We start from the raw sequence: 16,125 nt of genomic DNA, 5'->3' as shown, positions 1-16,125 counted from the left end.
CCGCAGGGCCGACCGGCCCTGCGGAGGCCACGCCGCATGCGCAACAGTTCGAAATCCGCCCGGCGATGTCACTAGTCTTCCCCTGATCGATCGGTCGAGAGTCGAATCAGGGCAGGGGGAGCGACTCATGTACAGCATCGTCGTCGTGCCACCACCGGGCAACGCCCAGGACGAGCAGATCCGGCTCGCGCCGGGCGAACGACTGCGGTTCGGTCGGTCGGACGAGGCCCCCCGTGGACTCGTCATCGCCCACGAGGGCGTCCCCAGGATCGCCGGTGAGATCACGGCGTTCCCGGCCTACTGGCTGTTGAGCAACCTCAGCGACAACCAGACGTACGTGGTGGAGAACCCGGAGGGCGCGGGCGAGCACCTCAAGGTCGCTCCCGGCCGCGCCGAGGCGCCGGTCCCGTTCGAGTTCTCCCGCATCGTGCTGCCCGCGGCAGGTGACCTGCTCGCGTTCGACGTATGGGCGCCCCGCCACACCTTCCACGACGTCGACCGGGACGGGCTGTCCGGCACCGTCACGGCGCCGGCCTTCGCGCTGGACCGCACCAAGCGCTACTTCGCGGTGCTGGTCGCCCTCTGCGAACCCCGCCTGTGCGGCGAACCCCACGCCGCCCTGCCCGCGGTGGAGCAGCTCGTGGAACGGCTGGGCCCCGTCTGGCCGAGCGTCACCCGCTCGGCCGTCTACTGGAACATCGACTACCTCGCCCTCAAGCTGCGGTTACGGCCGAACCACCACGAGGCGGAGGCCGGACGCAGGACCCACGGCAAGAAGGAGACGCTGGTCTCGCTGGCGCTGCGGTTCGACCTGGTCCGCGAGGACGACCTCGGGGTCCTCTCCCCGCCCCCCACGAGGTCGGCCCGATGACCGGACATCCCGACGGCACGGACCCGGTCACCGTCGACAAGGGCTACCGCATCGGCCCGTGGCAGGTCCGTGAACGACTGGCGTCCGGTGCCTTCGCCACGGTCTACGCGGCCCGCAGGGCCCCCGGGGACGACGCGCCGCGCACGCCGGGCGAGGCCGACGTGCCGCGACGGGTGGCGCTGAAGATCCTGCCCACCGGGACCCGCACCCCGCGCCAGCTGCGCCATCTGCGCGAACTCGCCGAGCGCGAGGTCGACGTCCTCAACCGACTCCGCACCCCCCGGCTGATCCGCCTGTACGAGACGCTGACCGTCGACGACGCGGACCGTCCGGAACTGGACGGCGCGACCGTCCTCGTACTCGAACGGGCCGAGACGTCCCTGGCCGCGCTCCTGGACCGGACCCCCGTCCCCGCCACCGGACCCGCCCTCCTCGCCCAGATCTGCGAAGGACTGCACCAGCTCCACCGCGCCGGCTGGGTGCACGGCGACCTGAAGCCGGCGAACGTGCTGCTGATGGACGACGGATCGGTCAGGCTGGCCGACTTCAACATGTCGGCCGAGATGGAGGGGACGCACGCCTACTCCCCCGCCTTCGCCACGCCCGACTACACACCGCCCGAACTGCTCTGGCCCGAGCTCACCGAGCGAGGAACGCTGATCCGGCCGACCGCCGACATCTGGGCCTTCGGCGTTCTGGCCCACCAGGTGCTCACCGGCTGCCACCCCATGCCCGGCACGACTCCCCAGGCCCGCAGCGAAGCCGCGGAACGCTACGCGCGGGGTACGGAGGAACTGCGGCTGGCCCCGGAACTCCCACCGCTCTGGCAGAAGATCATCACCACCTGCCTGGCCCGTGCCCAGGGCCGTCGGGGCACCGCGAAGGCGCTGCTCCGCGAGGTGGAGGAGGCGGCGGGCGCCACCCCGTCCCCCCGTCTGCCCCGCCTGCGCCCCACCCTCGTGCGACGGCACCCCGTCGCGGCGGCGCTGCTCGCCGTCGTCCTCCTCCTCTCCACGGCGACGGCCTTCACCGCCCATCGCCACGTCACGCGTCACGACGGCACGCCCGTGTACGCGGCCCTGCCGCGCGACAAGGCCTTCCCCGTCGGGCCCGACGGGGAAGTCGTCTACGGCTACCACCGTTGCCCGGAGAACTCCCTCTGCTTCTTCAGCGGGCACAACGGCACCGGTGAGCTGTGCGCCTGGCACGGAGACGACCCCGACTGGCAGTCCGGGGAGGACGTCTGCGCCTGGGCCGGGACCAACCCGGTGCGGTCGATCTTCAACAACGTCGACGGTGAGCGCAGCGCCGTGGCCTACTTCCGGGGCGCCGACTACCGGCCCGCCGACGCGGACCGCCGCCGGCTGGCGCAACGTACCGGCTGCAGCCCCGAGAACAGCATGGGCAACCTGGCGGGGACCTACGCGCCCCGATCGCACCGGCTGATCACGAGCTGCTCCTCGTTCACGGCGCTCAAGGACTTCTTCGTCCCCTGGTGACGGGGGGCGCGGGCCCCGTCGAGGCGGTCGGCGTTCCGCCTCCTCAGGTGAACGCCGGGATGATCTCGGAGCCGTACGCGTCGATGGTGGCCTCCCGGTTGTCGTGCATGTCGTAGACGGCGAACTGGTCGACGCCCAGGTCCTTGAGGTGCCGGAGCTTGTCGATGTGGGCCTCGGCGGGGCCGAGGAGGCAGAAGCGGTCGACGATCTCGTCGGGGACGAAGGTGGTGTCGGGGTTGTCGGCGCGGCCGTGGTGGGAGTAGTCGTAGCCGTGCCGGTCCTTGATGTACGCCGTCAGCTCCTCGGGGACCATCGAGGAGTGTTCGCCGTACTTGGCGACGAGGTCGGCGACGTGGTTGCCGACCATGCCGCCGAACCAGCGGCACTGGTCCCGGGCGTGCGCCAGGGCCTGCGGGGAGTCGTCGGCGGTGACGTACGCGGGGGCGGCGACGCAGATGGTGAGGGCGTCGGGGTCGCGGCCCGCGTCGGTGGCCGCCTGCCGGACCGCCTTGACCATCCACTCGGTGAGGAAGGGGTCGGCGAGCTGGAGGATGAATCCGTCGGCCTTCTCGCCGGCCAGGGCGAGGGCCTTGGGGCCGTACGCCGCCATCCAGACGGGCAGCTTGCCGTTCTTCACCCAGGGGATGCGGATCGGGTTGCCGTCCACGGTCGCCTCGCGGCCCTCGGCGAGGTCGCGGATGACCTCGATGGCCTCGCCGAGGCGGGCCAGGGTGTTCGGCTTGCGGCCGGCGACGCGCATGGCGGAGTCGCCGCGGCCGATGCCGCAGACGGTGCGGTTGCCGTACATGTCGTTGAGGGTGGCGAAGGTGGAGGCCGTCACCTCCCACGTACGCGTCCCCGGGTTCGTCACCATCGTGCCCACGTGGAGCTTGGTGGTGTTGGCGAGGATCTGGCTGTAGATGACGAAGGGTTCCTGCCAGAGCACGGCGGAGTCGAAGGTCCAGCCGTAGCGGAAGCCGTTGCGTTCCGCCCGGCGCATCAGGCCGACGACCTGCGAGGCGGGCGGGTCGGTCTGCAGGACGAGTCCGAAGTCCAAGGGGCGGTCTCCTAGTTCAGGTACTGACAGGTGGAGCGGGGGAGGAAGGCGCCGTGGCCGGCGTGACCGACGTACGCGCGCGCCTCGACGACCGGTACGCCGCGCGAGAGCACGGTCTCGACCCGGCCGGTGACCGTCCTCCCCTCGTACGCCGAGTAGTCGACGTTCATGTGGTGGGTCGCGGCCGACAGCACCTGGGTGGCGTGCGGGTCGTAGATGACGACGTCGGCGTCGGCGCCGGGCGCGATCGTGCCCTTCTGCGGGTAGAGGCCGAACATCCGGGCCGGGGTCGCGCAGGCGATCTCGATCCAGCGGCGGCGGGTGATGTGCCCGTCGACGACGGCCTGGTGGAGGAGGTCCATGCGGTTCTCCACGCCCGGCAGGCCGTTGGGGATCTTCGAGAAGTCGCCCCGGCCGAGCTCCTTCTGGCCGACGAAGCAGAAGGGGCAGTGGTCCGTCGACACCACCTGGAGGTCGTTCGTCCGCAGGCCGCGCCAGAGCGCCGCCTGGTGCTCCTTCGGCCTCAGGGGCGTGCTGCACACGTACTTGGCGCCCTCGAAGTCCGGCTCCGCCAGGTTGTCCGTCGACAGGAAGAGGTACTGCGGGCAGGTCTCGCCGAAGACCGGCAGGCCCTTGTCCCGGGCCGCCGCCAGCTCGGCGACGGCCTCCTGGGCCGAGACGTGGACGACGTACAGCGGGGAGCCGGCGACACGCGCCAGCTGGATGGCGCGGTGGGTGGCCTCCGCCTCCAGCAACGCCTTGCGGACCTCGCCGTGGTGGCGGGGGTCCGTCTCGCCCCGGGCGAGGGCCTGCTCCACGAGGACGTCGATCGCGATGCCGTTCTCGGCGTGCATCATGATCAGCCCACCGGTCTCGCCGGCCCTCTGCATGGCGCGCAGGATCTGGCCGTCGTCCGAGTAGAAGACCCCCGGATACGCCATGAAGAGCTTGAAGGAGGTCACGCCCTCCTGGACGAGGAGGGCCATCTCCTTCAGGGTGGTCGGGGTGACGTCCGACATGATCATGTGGAAGGCGTAGTCGACGGCGCAGGTGCCGTCGGCCTTGGCGTACCAGGCGTCCAGGCCCTCGCGGAGGCTGTGGCCGACGGACTGGACGGCGAAGTCGACGATGGTGGTGGTGCCGCCCCAGGCGGCGGCGCGGGTGCCGGTCTCGAAGGTGTCGGAGGCGAAGGTGCCGCCGAAGGGCAGTTCCATGTGGGTGTGGGCGTCGACGCCGCCCGGGATGACGTAGCGGTCGGTGGCGTCGAGGACGCGGTCGGCGGTCCAGCCGGCCGCCGCGTCGGAGCCGTGGGCGGCGAGCGCGGCGATGCGGCCGTCCTCGATGAGGACGTCGGCGTGGAGTTCGTCGGAGGCGGTGACGACGAGGCCGCCCCGGATCAGGGTTCGGGTGCTCACGGGACTACTCCCCTGCCAACTAGAGGGTTCTGAGGGCCTGTTCGAGGATGGCGGCGCCCTCCTCGGCCTCGGCGACGGTGAGGGAGAGCGGGGGCGCGACCCGCAGCGCGCTGGTGTCGTGGCCGCCGCCCTTGCCGATGAGGAGGCCGTTCTCGCGGGCCTTCTCCAGGACGGCGGAGGCGGCTTCGGGGGCGGCTCCGCCGGTGACGGGGTCGGCGAGTTCGATGCCGATCATGAGGCCGCGGCCGCGGACCTCGCGGACGGTGTCGACGCCGGCCGCGGCGGCGCGGATCCGTTCGACGAGAAGGCCTCCGACGCGGCGGGCGTTGCCCTGGAGGTCGTGGTCGAGGAGGTAGCCGAGGTTGGCCAGGCCGGCGGCCATGGTGACGGGTGAACCGCCGAAGGTGGAGATGGAGTTGGCGTCGAGGCAGTTCATGATCTCGGCGCGGCCGACGACACCGCCGATCGACATGCCGTTGCCGATGCCCTTGGCGAAGGTGAGCAGGTCGGGCGGTCCGGCCTGTCCGTGCGCCTGCCAGCCCCAGAAGTGCTCGCCGGTGCGGCCCCAACCGGTCTGCACCTCGTCGGAGATCCAGAGGATCCCGTGCCGGTCGAGGACCCGGCGGAAGGCGGCGTACAGGCCGTCGGGCGGGGAGGTGAAGCCGCCGACGCCCTGGATCGGTTCGGCGATGAGGGCGGCGGTGCGGTGGGTGTGGCCGAGGAGGTCCTCGAGGTCGGCGACGGCGGCCTCGGTGAAGCGTTCGTCGGTGAGGCCGGCGAAGGGGCCCCGGCCGCGGACGGCGCCGTGCACGTAGAGGGTCTGGAGCGGGGAGAGGCCGGTGGGGGACCAGGAGCGGTTGCCGGTGACGCCGACGGTGGAGAAGGAGCGGCCGTGGTAGCTGTTGCGCATCGCCAGGATCTGGTTCGAGCGGCGGTACGCGGTGGCCAGGAGCAGGGCCGTGTCGTTGGCCTCGGTGCCGGAGGTGGTGAAGAAGACGCGGGCGTCGGGGATGCCGGAGAGGGCGGCGATCCGTTCGGCGAGCTCCACCATCGGGCGGTTGAGGTAGAGGGTGGAGGAGTGGACGATCCGGCCGGCCTGTTCGGCGACCGCCTTGGTGACCTCGGGGAGGGCGTGGGCGGTCATGGTGGTGAGGATGCCGCCGAAGAAGTCGAGGTAGCGGCGGCCCTCGGCGTCCCAGACGTGCCGGCCCTCGCCGTGCGTGATCTCGATCGGCTCGTCGTAGTAGAGCGCCAGCCAGTCGGGGAGGACGGAGCGGTGGCGGGCGTACAGGCTGTTCACGGCCGGACCAGCCCGTCGTAGGCGTCGGGGCGGCGGTCGCGGTAGAAGGCCCACTGCTGGCGGACCTCCTCGATGACACCGAAGTCGAGGTCCCGGACGACGAGTTCCTCCTCCTTGTCGGAGGCGACGTCGCCGACGAAGCGGCCGCGCGGGTCGACGAAGTAGCTGGTGCCGTAGAAGTCGTTGTCGCCGTACTCCTCGACGCCGACGCGGTTGATGGCGGCGACGAAGTACTCGTTGGCCACGGCGGCGGCGGGCTGCTCCAGCTGCCACAGGTAGGAGGAGAGGCCTCGGTGGGTGGCCGACGGGTTGTAGACCAGCTGGGCGCCGTTGAGGCCGAGTTGGCGCCAGCCCTCGGGGAAGTGGCGGTCGTAGCAGATGTAGACGCCGACCTTGCCGACGGCGGTGTCGAAGACCGGCCAGCCGGCGTTCCCCGGGCGGAAGTAGTACTTCTCCCAGAACCCCCTGACCTGCGGGATGTGGTGCTTGCGGTACTTGCCGAGGTAGCTGCCGTCGGCGTCGATGACGGCCGCGGTGTTGTAGTAGAAGCCCTCGGACTCGACCTCGAAGACCGGGACGACGATCACCATGCCGGTCTCACGGGCCAGCTCCCGCATCCGCGTGACGGTGGGGCCGTCCGGGACGGGCTCGGCCCAGCGGTAGTGCTCGGGTTCCTGGACCTGGCAGAAGTAGGGGGCGTTGAACACCTCCTGGAAGCCGATCACCCGGGCGCCCTGGCGGGCCGCCTCGCGGGCGTGCTCCTCGTGCTTGGCGATCATGGATTCGGTGTCGCCGGTCCAGGTCGCCTGGACGAGGGCGGCGCGTACGACGGTCATGAGCAGCTCCTTCGGCGCGGCGTCAGAGAGCCTCTACGCCCGTAGACACGGTGCGTAGGAGGAGAACGTAAGCCCCGTCACACCCCGGAGCAAGACTGCCGCCCGGAAGCAGCGCAGTCGATCATGTTTCATACCGGACTGGTCCACACCGGACACGTACCGACACGTGACGACTGCTCCCCGCTCGTACGTTTCCGGTTTCAGGGCCCGAGGACGCCACTCACCCGCAGCGCGTGCCGCAGGGCCCGGTCGTCGGCCGCCGAGAGCGCGCGGGCCGCCGCGCCGAGCCGGGGCACGAGGAGGGCCGGATCGACGGCCGCGAGCCGGGCCGCCTCCTCGGGGGTACGGACCCGGATGAAGGCGCTGAGCAGGGCGTGGGCCTCGCGGTCGTGGGCCTCCGCGACCAGGGCGGCGACGGCCCCGGCGAGCTCCTCCACGGGCCGGGCCAGGCCCTGGCGCAGCAGCTGCTCGCAGTCCTCGGCCCGGCCCGCGTCGGCGAGCGCGCCGGCGACGGCGGCCAGCCGGGCGGGCGGCAGCGAGGCGGCCTCCCAGAGCAGGGTCGCCCAGTCGGCGCCGAACCCGGCGCGGTGGAGCGCCCCGGCGAGCGCGGGCAGCCGGCCGGGCGGCCCGCCGAGCGCCTCGCAGAGCAGCACGTGCGCCTCGCCGGTACGGCCCTGGGAACGCAGCCGCTGGAGGGCGTAGACGGCGTTGGCGGCGGCGCGGGCGGCGTCCTCGGCCTCGTCCGGGGACGTGCCGGGAGCGGGGGCGGCCGGTGCCGCCGGGTCGGCCGTACGGGCCGCGGCCCGGACCCGGAACCGGGCGCCGCGCGGTGGCTCGGCCCCACCGGCGGGCAGCTCGGGCACGGCGGCGAGCGCGGGCTCCGCGACGGCGTCGTCCTCCTCCGTCCAGGCGTACCGGGCGCCCCGCGCCCGCCGCCGCTCCGGCGCGGACGCGGCCCCGCCCTGCATAGAGGCGCCCCCGTACGCCCCGGAGGCGACCCTGCCCGGCACGGAGGCGAGCCCGCCGGCCAGGGGGGCGGATCCGCCGGGCGCGGGGGCGGTGTGCAGCCGGTCGAGGCGGTCGGTGAGGTCGACGACGCGGGCGGTGGCGCGGGCGTGGTCGTCACGGGTCCAGGCGAGGTCGTGCGCCAGCCGGGCCGCCTCCTCGGGGCCCGGGGCCGGGTGGGCGCCGAGCCGCCGGTCGAGCTCCCCGATCCGGGCCTCGGCGTGGCGGCGCTCGCGTTCCATCGCGTCGCGGCGGGCCGCCAGGGCCTCGGCCCCGCCGGGCGTCCGGTCGTGGGCGAGGGCGGCGGCCGCGTACAGCTCCCGCCCCCGGCCGGGGGCCTCCCCCGTGTCCCGGAGCAGGGACTCGACGACGTCCCAGGGCAGCAGTTCGGTGCCGTCGAGGCAGGCGCGCAGGCCGTCCGGGTCCCGTTCGGCGAAGACCGCCCACCAGCCGCCCGCCTGTTCGGCGCGGGCGGCGAGCCCGCCCAGCCAGTGGGTGAACTCAGCCATCTCGGACGGAATGTGAGCGACCGTCATGCGTGTGCACCTGCCCCGCGGTAGGGAGAAGGGGACCTTCCGGTCCGCCGCAGGGCATTGCACCGCAGTCGTGTTACGGGACGGCTACGTACCGTTTTCCTTTCCGTGCCCCGGGGACCACATCACTTCCCCGGCCGGCGGGTCACAGGGTGACGACGATCCCGGTGTGGGGGCGCTTGCCGAGGCGGGCGATCGTGGCCGGCCAGTCCACCAGCCAGTACTGGTAGGTGTACTTGCGGGAGAGCAGCCGGCGGATGCGGCGCAGCTCCTCCCCGGTGACGAGCCGGGCGGTCCCGGCGACCCGGACGGCGCCCTCGGGGACGTTGCCGCGCATGTCGCAGGGGGCCAGCTCGACCCTGGGGTCGTTGCGGAGCCGCTTGACCTTCCAGGAGTCGGCGCGGGTCCACACGTACACGCGCCCGTCGTCGACGGCGTACCAGACCGGGGTGGCGACCCCGGTCCCGTTCTTCCGGAAGGTGGTCAGGCTGAGGTAGCGGCCGCGCCGCAGCTCCTCGGGGACTCGGTCGTTCGTCATGACCGGGGAGCCTATGCCCGAGCGGGGTCGCGGGCGTGGGTCAGGGTCTCCCGGGCGGCGAAGAGGGCGCCGGTGCCGCCGGGGGCGCCGGCCGGCGGCGGGCGCCCGGAGGCGGCGCGGCACCACGGCGGGGCTCCGGGTGGGCCACCGCGTCCGCCGTCACGTCACCGGGCGGCCCCCCCCGGGTACGCCGCCCGGGCGTCGCCGACCTCCGCGCCGTGGGCGCGGGCCCAGTCGCAGGCCGTGTCCAGCGGGCCGAGGAGCGAGTGGCCGAGCGGAGTGAGCGCGTACTCGACGCGCGGCGGGTTCTCCTCGTACACGGTCCGGGCGAGGAAGCCGCTGCGCTCCATGGAGCGGAGGGTCTCGGTGAGGACCTTGGAGGTGATCCAGGGGAGGGCGGCGCGGAGTTCGCCGAAACGGCGGGCGGCACCGTCCTCCAGACAGCGCAGCACGACGCCGGTCCACTTGTCGCCGACGCGGAAGGGCTGGACGGCGCCGTCGGCGCAGTCCGGGTCGTCGAACTGGACGGGGATCGGGGTCGGTTCGGTCATGCGGCCGACGGTAGCGGCGCCGGTACCGTTGAAGTAACCGGGGGTCCCCGTCCTACCGTCCCGGCCATGGGAGACGACACCAGCAAGAAGATCATCGTGTTCGGGGCCGGCGGGCGGGTCGGCCGCGCGGCCGTGGCGGAGGCGGCGGCCCGGGGCCACCGGGTGACGGCCGTGGTGCGCGATCCGGCGCGCCATCCGGGTCTGGAGCGGCCGGGCGTGGCGCTCGTACGCGGCGACGCGACGGACCCGGAGTCGGTGGCGGCGCTCGCCGCCGGGCACGACGCGGCCCTGCACGCCTCCGCCCGCCTCGACGTGCCCTCGGAGGAGTACTTCACCGCGACGGCGAGGGCGCTGCTCTCGGGGCTCGGGGCGGCCGGGGTGGGCCGGCTGCTGACCCTGGGCATCGCCACCACCCTGGAGGACGCGGCCGGCGTCCGGCTGATGGACGCGCCGGACTTCCCGGCGGAGTGGCGGGCCTTCGCCCGGGGCCATGTGGCGGAGTTCGAGCTGCTGGCGGCGGGGGCCGGGCCGGAGCTCGACTGGCTGATGGTGGTGCCGCCGCTGGACCTGAACGCGGAGGCGGAGCCCACCGGCGGGTACCGGACGGCGGTCGGCACGGTCGTGGACGGTCCCGGCCGGATCGCGCACGCCGACCTGGCGCTCGCCCTGCTCGACGAGATCGAGGCGCCCCGGCACAGCCGGGTCCAGCTGGCGGTCTCGGGCTGAGGCCACCGGGCAACCGGGGCGGCCGGGCAACCGGGCGGCCGGACCCGGCGCGTGAACCGCTCGACGCGAACCGTTCGACGTGAACCGCTCGACCGGGGTCAGTCGCGGGTGGTGATCCGACTCAGGCCCTCGGCCAGCTCCTCCCGGTTCATCACCGGCGAGTAGTGGATCTTGGCGCCGAGTCTCATGAAGAAGGGCTCCGAGATCGACGGCAGGGCGGAGCTCTCGGTGAGGTCGAAGAAGAAGTAGCCGGTGCGGCAGCCGTTCTCGACGGTGAAGTACGCGGCCTCGGGGCGGATCCGCCCGAGCGCCTCCTCCATGAGCCCCTGCACGGCGCCCTGGCGGATGAGGTCGTTGGAGGCCTCGGTGTCCATCTCGACCTTCATCAGCATGCGCATGACACAGCCCCAATCCCGGCCGGGCGGAGGCTCCGCACGGTACGCCCTCGGTCCACCCGGACGCACTCACCTCAAGCGTCCTCCCCCGGCGGTCCGGGGGCCACCCGGCGGCGGGAGCGACGACCGGCGCGGCGGCCGGGGCCTCAGACGGGCAGCAGCGCGCTGCGGACCAGCAGCTCGTCCAGCGACAGGTCGAGGACGCCGGCGAGGGCCGCGACGGTGAAGAAGGCCGGGGTCGGGGCGCGGCCGGTCTCGATCTTGCGGAGGGTCTCGGCCGACAGGCCGGCCGCCGCCGCGATCTCGACCATCGACCGCTCGCCGCGGGCCGCGCGCAGCAGCCGCCCGAGCCGCTCGCCGCGCTCGCGCTCTTCCGGAGTGAGGGGGGTGCGCACCATGCCCCCACCATACCCGCCGCCCCCCATTTTCATACCGGTATAGTAATGGGAATGGTGAAGATCAAGACCGACGAGAACATGGACGAGATGCGCGAGGCGGGCCGCGTGGTGGCCCGCGCCCTGGCGGCCGCGCGGGAGACGGCGGCGCCCGGGGTGCCGGTCGCCGAGCTGGACCGGGCGGCCCGGGAGGTGCTGGCGGAGGCCGGCGCCGGCTCGCCCTTCCTGGGTTACCGCCCGGACTGGGCGCCGACGCCCTTCCCGGCCGTGGTCTGCGTCTCCGTCAACGACGCGATCGTGCACGGCATCCCGGACGGGTCCCGGCTCGCCGACGGCGACCTGGTCTCGCTGGACTGCGGGGCGCTGCTGCGCGGCTGGGCCGGGGACTCGGCGGTGAGCTTCACCGTCGGCCGCGCCCGCGCCGAGGACACCCGGCTGATCGGAGCCGCGGAGGAGGCCCTGGCGGCCGGCATCGCCGAGGCCGTCGTCGGCAACCGGATCGGGGACGTGGCGCACGCCATCGGCACGGTGTGCCGCAAGGCGGGCTACGGCATCCCGGACGGCTTCGGGGGGCACGGCATCGGCCGCGCCATGCACGAGGACCCGGGGGTGCCGAACGAAGGGCGCCCCGGCCGCGGGATGAGGCTGCGGCACGGCATGGTCCTGGCGATCGAGCCGATGCTCATCGGGGGCGGCGGCGACGGGCACTACACGGCGCGGGACGGCTGGACGATCCGCACCCTCGACGGCTCCCGCGCCGCCCACGCCGAGCACACCGTCGCCGTCACGGACACGGGGCCGCGCATCCTCACGGCCCCGTGACGCCGGGACCGCGCCCGGCCCCGTGACGCCGAGCCGGGCACGCGCGCGTGGATCCGGGGAAGAGACGGTCCGGGCCGTCTCTTCCCCGGATCACGCCGCAAACCCGGCGGGAAGCCCGGCAGGATCCGGAAGGGGCGGTCTAGCGGCCGGGCCGGACCACCATCGCCGAGCCGCCGCCCCGGCGGACGGTCTCGGCGGCGGCGAGCCAGCGTCCGTCCGGGAGGCGCTGGACGCCGGTGGCGGCGCCGATCTCCGGGTTCTGCCGGAAGGCGTGGCCGAGGGCTTCGAGCCGGGCCCTCAAGGGGCTGTTCCAGAGGGCGGGTTCGAGCTCGGTCGTGGCCTGGTTGCGCTGGCTGGCGCGGGGGGCCGCGATGGCGTCGACGAGCGGCAGGCCGCGGTCGAGGACGCCGGTGAGGGTCTGCAGGACGGTGGTGACGATGGTGGCGCCGCCGGGTGACCCGAGGGCGAGGACCGGCCGGTCGTGGCGGTCGAGGACGATCGTCGGGGAGATCGAGGAGCGGGGGCGCTTGCCGGGGCCGGGCAGATTGGGGTCGTGGACGGCGGGGTTCGCCGGGACGAAGGAGAAGTCGGTCAGCTCGTTGTTGAGCAGGAAGCCGCGCCCGGGGACGGTGATGCCGCTGCCGCCGGTGGACTCGATGGTGAGGGTGTAGGCGACGACGTTCCCCCACCGGTCGGCGACCGTGAGGTGGGTGGTGTTCTCGCCCTCGTACGTCGTCGGCGCCGCCGTCCCGCCGGGGGCGCACGGCACCGGGTCGCGGGGGTCGCCGGGCGCGAGCGGGCTGGTGAGCGCGGCGTCGTCGCGGATCAGGCAGGCCCGGGAGTCGGCGTACCGCTGGGAGAGCAGGCCCCGGACGGGCACGGACTCGAAGGCGGGGTCGCCCACCCAGCGGCCCCGGTCGGCGAAGGCGATCCGGCTCGCCTCGATGAAGCGGTGGAGGTAGCCCGTCTCCGGGGCGGCGGAGAGGTCCGTGGCCTCCAGGATGTTGAGGGCCTCGCCGACGGTCGTACCGCCGGAGGACGAGGGGGCCATGCCGTACACGTCGAGGCCCCGGTACGCGACCTTGGTGGGCGCGCGCCGGACGGTCCGGTACCCGGCGAGGTCCCGCTCCGTCAGGTCGCCGGAGCGGACGACGCGGGGCGCGCCCTCGCGGACGGGCGGGGTGCGGACGGTCCGCACGATGTCGCGGGCGAGCGGTCCCCGGTAGAGCGCGCCGACGCCCTCCTCGGCGAGGGTGGCGTACGTACGGGCCAGGTCGGGGTTCCTGGCGACCGAGCCGACCTCCGGCAGCCGGCCGCCGGGCAGGAAGAGGGCGGCGGAGGCGGGGAAGTCGCGGAAGCGCGCCTCGTTGGCGGCGGTCTGGGCGCGGTAGGTGGCGTCGACGGTGAACCCCTCGCGGGCCAGCCGCTCCGCGGGGGCGAGGAGTTCGCGCAGCGGCCTGCTGCCCCAGGCGTCGAGGGCGGTCGCCCAGGTGGCGGGGGTGCCGGGGGTGCCGACCGAGCGTCCGCTGGTCATCGCCTCCTCGAAGGGGAGCGGGGCGCCGTTCTCGGTGAACAGCGCGGCGTCGGCGGAGGCGGGGGCGGTCTCGCGGCCGTCGACGGTGGAGACGGTACGGCTCCGGGCGTCGTAGTGGACGAGGTAGCCTCCTCCGCCGATGCCGGCCGAGTAGGGCTCGGTCACGCCGAGGGCGGCGGCGACGGCGACGGCCGCGTCGACGGCGTTGCCGCCGCGGCGCAGGACCTCGATGCCGGCGGCGCTGGCGTCGGCGTCGACGCTGGCGACGGCGCCGCCGTGACCGACCGCCACGGGCACCTTCTCCGGCGCGGGCGGCGCGACCGGTGAGAGCGGTGCGACCGGCGCGGCGGACGCGACCGGCGGCGCGGGCGGGGCGGACGGCGTCCGTGGGGCGGCAGGGGGCGGGGCCGCCGCCCCCACCGAGAGCACCGTCGCGGCCGCCACCGCGACCACCCCGTACCGGACAGCGGAGCGACCCATCCTGACCTCCCGTCAATGACCGTCCACGCAGCGTAACTTCATCCGGGCCCGGTCGTCAGGACCGCCCCCCTCCCCTCTCGAACGGTCACCCGACCGCCGCTAGCATGCGCCCCTATGGACGAGGACCTGCGCAACATCGTGCTCGGCGTGCTGGCGACCGGACTCAGCGCGTCCCTGGGCTGGCTGACCCGGACGTACGTGTGGCGCCGGCGGCTCCGCCGCAAGCAGGCGTTCTTCGGCCTGCCCAGCCACGCGGAGTGTCTGCTCGTGGTGAACCGGGAGGCGGGCGGGGAGGGAGCGGTGCACCGCTTCGACGTGTTCGCGCTGCTCGAACTCGCCGCGCTGGTGAAGGACTGCGGGGCCCAGGCGCAGATCGTCCAGCACGACCGGACGCATCTCGGATTCGGCGACCGCACGGAGTTCTGCGTGGGCGGGCCGGGGTCGAACAGACGGACGACCGCCCATCTCGGCACGCTGCTGCCCGGGCTGTCCATGCGCACCGAGCCGGAGCCGGTCGAGGAGCGGGGCGCGATCGAGGTCGGCGGCGAGCGGTACCGGATGGACCCGGGCTCCGTGGAGTACGTGGTGCTGGCCCGGATCGCGGCGGGCGAGGGCGGGCGCCCGGTCTTCCTCTTCTGCGGCCAGCGGGCGATCACCAACCAGGCGGCGACCCGCTATCTGGCACGCCACCACGAACGGCTCGCGCGCACCCATCGCGGCGGTTCGTTCGTCCTGCTGCTGCGGGTGGTCAACTCCCAGGCGTACGGCCCCGACGTGGTCGAGCTCGTGGCCGACGTGACGCGGGCGGCGCTCAGGGCTCCCGCAGTCGCACCGGCAGCGACTTGATCCCGTTGATGAAGTTGGAGACGAGCCGCCGGGGCGTCCCGGCGGTCTCGACGCCACCGCAGGCCTGCCGCAGCTCCTCGTAGAGGACGCGCAGTTGCAGCCGGGCGAAGTGGGCGCCGAGACAGACGTGCGGGCCATCGCCGAAGGAGACGTGGGGGTTGGGGCGGCGGCCGAGGTCGAGCCCGTGGGGGTCGGGGAAGACGCGCTCGTCGTGGTTGGCGGAGACGTGGAAGACGACGACCTTGTCGCCCTCGGCGATCCGGACGCCGGCGAGTTCGGTGGCGCGGGCGGCGGTCCGCCGGAAGGAGAGCACCGGCGGGTGCGCGCGCAGGAGTTCGTCCACGGCGGTGTCCATGCCGACCTCGCCCCGCCAGAGACCGCGCTGCTCGTCGGGGTGTCCGCAGAGCGCGAGCACCCCGCCGGGCGCCGCGGACCGCACGGTGTCGTTGCCGGCGACGGTGAGCAGGAAGAAGAACATCTCCAGTTCGGCGTCGTCGAGTCCGGTGGTGGCGAGGGCGGTCATCAGGTCGTCGGCGGGGTGCTCGCGCTTGTAGGCGGCGAGCTCCTGCGCGTACCCGAACATCTCGGCGAGCAGGGCCGGCGACCGGGGGTTGACGGGCTTCCCGTCGGCGCCGAGGACGGCGGGTTCGTCGGGGTCCTGGTAGGCGATGACCCGTTCGGTCCAGGCGTGCAGCAGCCCCCGGTCGCCCGCGGGCACGCCGAGCAGGTCGGTGAGGTTGAGCAGCGCGTAGTCGTCGGTGACGGCCCGGACGAGGTCGACCTCGCCGCCCTCCTCCAGCGCCGCCGCCAGCAGCCGCCGGGCCCGTGCGCGGGCGGTCGCCTCGAACCGGGCGATCCGCCGCGGGGTGAAGGCGCGGCCGGCGAGGCGCCTCAGCCGGCCGTGCTCCGGGGGGTCCTGATTGAGCATCATGCGGCGGATGAAGGGCAGGTCGGCGGCGTCGGGATCGCGGATCTGGGTGGCGCCGAGCCAGGACGAGTACGTCCCCGCGTCCTTGAGCACCCGGACGACGTCGGCGTGGCGGGTCACCGCCCAGAAACCCGGCCCGGCCGGCCAGCCGAGCACCGCCCGCTCCTCCTGCCAGGCGACCGGCGCCCGGTCGCGCAGCTCGCGGAAGGCGTCGTGCGGCGGCCCGGCGGCGTGGACGCGCGGGTCGAAGACGTCGGGAAGGTTCGTCTGCTCCACGCGTCCAGCCTGGAGCAGGAGGCGAGGACGTGTCCACCAGGACGGACGGGTCGGGCCGGTGCCCGCGGGCCGGACGCAATCGTTACCCGCACGTAACTTACCGACCAGTTACCACGGG

16 protein-coding genes are annotated in these 16,125 nt (G+C 73.9%); 5 read left to right on the top strand and 11 right to left on the bottom strand.

The window, feature by feature from the left end; all coding sequences use genetic code 11:
- The first annotated feature begins 127 nt into the window (after nucleotides 1–127).
- A complete protein-coding gene (locus tag ACFQ8C_RS16600; RefSeq protein WP_383457485.1) occupies nucleotides 128–871 on the top strand; it encodes an FHA domain-containing protein in 744 nt (247 codons plus the stop codon).
- On the top strand, nucleotides 868–2,370 hold the full coding sequence (locus tag ACFQ8C_RS16595; RefSeq protein ID WP_383457482.1) for a protein kinase: 1,503 nt from the start codon (nucleotides 868–870) through the stop codon (nucleotides 2,368–2,370). Before ACFQ8C_RS16600 ends, ACFQ8C_RS16595 begins: the two co-directional genes overlap by 4 nt.
- A 43-nt stretch (nucleotides 2,371–2,413) precedes the next feature.
- On the opposite strand, the gene ACFQ8C_RS16590 is transcribed toward ACFQ8C_RS16595, so the two are convergent.
- The 7 genes from ACFQ8C_RS16590 to ACFQ8C_RS16560 form a co-directional block, all read right to left on the bottom strand.
- Complete coding sequence (locus tag ACFQ8C_RS16590; protein WP_383457479.1) at nucleotides 2,414–3,427, bottom strand: TIGR03842 family LLM class F420-dependent oxidoreductase; 1,014 nt, start codon at nucleotides 3,425–3,427, stop codon at nucleotides 2,414–2,416.
- Nucleotides 3,428–3,438: 11 nt separating this feature from the next.
- Complete coding sequence (gene hydA / locus ACFQ8C_RS16585; RefSeq protein ID WP_383457476.1) at nucleotides 3,439–4,842, bottom strand: dihydropyrimidinase; 1,404 nt, start codon at nucleotides 4,840–4,842, stop codon at nucleotides 3,439–3,441.
- A 19-nt stretch (nucleotides 4,843–4,861) separates the two neighbouring features.
- On the bottom strand, nucleotides 4,862–6,142 hold the full coding sequence (locus ACFQ8C_RS16580; protein WP_383457474.1) for an aspartate aminotransferase family protein: 1,281 nt from the start codon (nucleotides 6,140–6,142) through the stop codon (nucleotides 4,862–4,864).
- On the bottom strand, nucleotides 6,139–6,978 hold the full coding sequence (locus tag ACFQ8C_RS16575; protein WP_383457471.1) for a nitrilase-related carbon-nitrogen hydrolase: 840 nt from the start codon (nucleotides 6,976–6,978) through the stop codon (nucleotides 6,139–6,141). The genes ACFQ8C_RS16580 and ACFQ8C_RS16575 overlap by 4 nt, the downstream gene beginning before the upstream one ends.
- Before the next feature lie 200 nt (nucleotides 6,979–7,178).
- Nucleotides 7,179–8,519 carry a UL36 very large tegument protein gene (locus tag ACFQ8C_RS16570; protein WP_383457468.1) on the bottom strand — a complete coding sequence of 447 codons (1,341 nt, stop codon included), beginning with the start codon at nucleotides 8,517–8,519 and terminating at the stop codon, nucleotides 7,179–7,181.
- Between the two features lie 142 nt (nucleotides 8,520–8,661).
- Nucleotides 8,662–9,054: a PPOX class F420-dependent oxidoreductase gene (locus ACFQ8C_RS16565; protein WP_383457465.1), complete on the bottom strand. Its 393-nt coding sequence runs from the start codon at nucleotides 9,052–9,054 to the stop codon at nucleotides 8,662–8,664.
- A gap of 164 nt (nucleotides 9,055–9,218) precedes the next feature.
- Nucleotides 9,219–9,605, bottom strand: a complete 387-nt coding sequence (locus ACFQ8C_RS16560) for a winged helix-turn-helix transcriptional regulator (RefSeq protein ID WP_383457463.1) — start codon at nucleotides 9,603–9,605, stop codon at nucleotides 9,219–9,221.
- A gap of 66 nt (nucleotides 9,606–9,671) precedes the next feature.
- Between ACFQ8C_RS16560 and ACFQ8C_RS16555 the strand changes: the two genes are divergently transcribed.
- Nucleotides 9,672–10,331 (top strand): NAD(P)-dependent oxidoreductase, encoded by a 660-nt coding sequence (locus ACFQ8C_RS16555; RefSeq protein ID WP_383457462.1) that lies wholly within the window; start codon nucleotides 9,672–9,674, stop codon nucleotides 10,329–10,331.
- A gap of 98 nt (nucleotides 10,332–10,429) precedes the next feature.
- On the opposite strand, the gene ACFQ8C_RS16550 is transcribed toward ACFQ8C_RS16555, so the two are convergent.
- The gene (locus ACFQ8C_RS16550) at nucleotides 10,430–10,729 is read right to left on the bottom strand and encodes a hypothetical protein (protein WP_383457460.1); all 300 of its coding nucleotides are present in this window, start codon (nucleotides 10,727–10,729) and stop codon (nucleotides 10,430–10,432) included.
- 143 nt (nucleotides 10,730–10,872) lie between these two features.
- Entirely contained in the window at nucleotides 10,873–11,124 is a 252-nt protein-coding gene (locus ACFQ8C_RS16545) for a helix-turn-helix domain-containing protein (RefSeq protein ID WP_383457458.1), read from the bottom strand.
- A 51-nt stretch (nucleotides 11,125–11,175) separates the two neighbouring features.
- Here ACFQ8C_RS16545 and map point away from each other — a divergent pair, with 51 nt between their 5' ends.
- Nucleotides 11,176–11,943 (top strand): type I methionyl aminopeptidase, encoded by a 768-nt coding sequence (gene map, locus ACFQ8C_RS16540; RefSeq protein ID WP_383457455.1) that lies wholly within the window; start codon nucleotides 11,176–11,178, stop codon nucleotides 11,941–11,943.
- A 139-nt stretch (nucleotides 11,944–12,082) separates the two neighbouring features.
- Here map and ggt read toward each other — a convergent pair whose 3' ends face one another.
- The gene (gene ggt / locus ACFQ8C_RS16535; protein WP_383457453.1) at nucleotides 12,083–13,957 is read right to left on the bottom strand and encodes a gamma-glutamyltransferase; all 1,875 of its coding nucleotides are present in this window, start codon (nucleotides 13,955–13,957) and stop codon (nucleotides 12,083–12,085) included.
- A gap of 114 nt (nucleotides 13,958–14,071) precedes the next feature.
- On the opposite strand from ggt, the gene ACFQ8C_RS16530 reads away from it, so the two are divergent.
- Nucleotides 14,072–14,803, top strand: coding sequence for a hypothetical protein (locus ACFQ8C_RS16530; RefSeq protein ID WP_383457450.1), 732 nt, complete (start codon nucleotides 14,072–14,074; stop codon nucleotides 14,801–14,803).
- Here the strand turns inward: ACFQ8C_RS16530 and ACFQ8C_RS16525 are convergent.
- The gene (locus ACFQ8C_RS16525; protein ID WP_383457448.1) at nucleotides 14,769–16,007 is read right to left on the bottom strand and encodes a cytochrome P450; all 1,239 of its coding nucleotides are present in this window, start codon (nucleotides 16,005–16,007) and stop codon (nucleotides 14,769–14,771) included. The two genes, ACFQ8C_RS16530 and ACFQ8C_RS16525, sit on opposite strands and share 35 nt — an antisense overlap.
- Between the last annotated feature and the right edge of the window lie 118 nt (nucleotides 16,008–16,125).

Source organism: Streptomyces sp. NPDC056503, from assembly GCF_042794995.1.
Lineage (GTDB): Bacteria > Actinomycetota > Actinomycetes > Streptomycetales > Streptomycetaceae > Streptomyces.
Note: the sequence above shows the minus strand (reverse complement) of the source record. Positions and strands in the feature narration are given on the sequence as shown.

What these genes read in the sequence shown, in the direction of transcription:
- ACFQ8C_RS16600 (WP_383457485.1), top strand. Translation starts at nt 128, where the DNA reads ATGTACAGCATCGTCGTCGTGCCACCACCGGGCAACGCCCAGGACGAG.
- ACFQ8C_RS16595 (WP_383457482.1), top strand. Translation starts at nt 868, where the DNA reads ATGACCGGACATCCCGACGGCACGGACCCGGTCACCGTCGACAAGGGC.
- ACFQ8C_RS16575 (WP_383457471.1), bottom strand. Translation starts at nt 6,978, where the DNA reads ATGACCGTCGTACGCGCCGCCCTCGTCCAGGCGACCTGGACCGGCGAC.
- ACFQ8C_RS16570 (WP_383457468.1), bottom strand. Translation starts at nt 8,519, where the DNA reads ATGACGGTCGCTCACATTCCGTCCGAGATGGCTGAGTTCACCCACTGG.
- ACFQ8C_RS16565 (WP_383457465.1), bottom strand. Translation starts at nt 9,054, where the DNA reads ATGACGAACGACCGAGTCCCCGAGGAGCTGCGGCGCGGCCGCTACCTC.
- ACFQ8C_RS16560 (WP_383457463.1), bottom strand. Translation starts at nt 9,605, where the DNA reads ATGACCGAACCGACCCCGATCCCCGTCCAGTTCGACGACCCGGACTGC.
- ACFQ8C_RS16555 (WP_383457462.1), top strand. Translation starts at nt 9,672, where the DNA reads ATGGGAGACGACACCAGCAAGAAGATCATCGTGTTCGGGGCCGGCGGG.
- ACFQ8C_RS16550 (WP_383457460.1), bottom strand. Translation starts at nt 10,729, where the DNA reads ATGCGCATGCTGATGAAGGTCGAGATGGACACCGAGGCCTCCAACGAC.
- ACFQ8C_RS16545 (WP_383457458.1), bottom strand. Translation starts at nt 11,124, where the DNA reads ATGGTGCGCACCCCCCTCACTCCGGAAGAGCGCGAGCGCGGCGAGCGG.
- map (WP_383457455.1), top strand. Translation starts at nt 11,176, where the DNA reads ATGGTGAAGATCAAGACCGACGAGAACATGGACGAGATGCGCGAGGCG.
- ggt (WP_383457453.1), bottom strand. Translation starts at nt 13,957, where the DNA reads ATGGGTCGCTCCGCTGTCCGGTACGGGGTGGTCGCGGTGGCGGCCGCG.
- ACFQ8C_RS16530 (WP_383457450.1), top strand. Translation starts at nt 14,072, where the DNA reads ATGGACGAGGACCTGCGCAACATCGTGCTCGGCGTGCTGGCGACCGGA.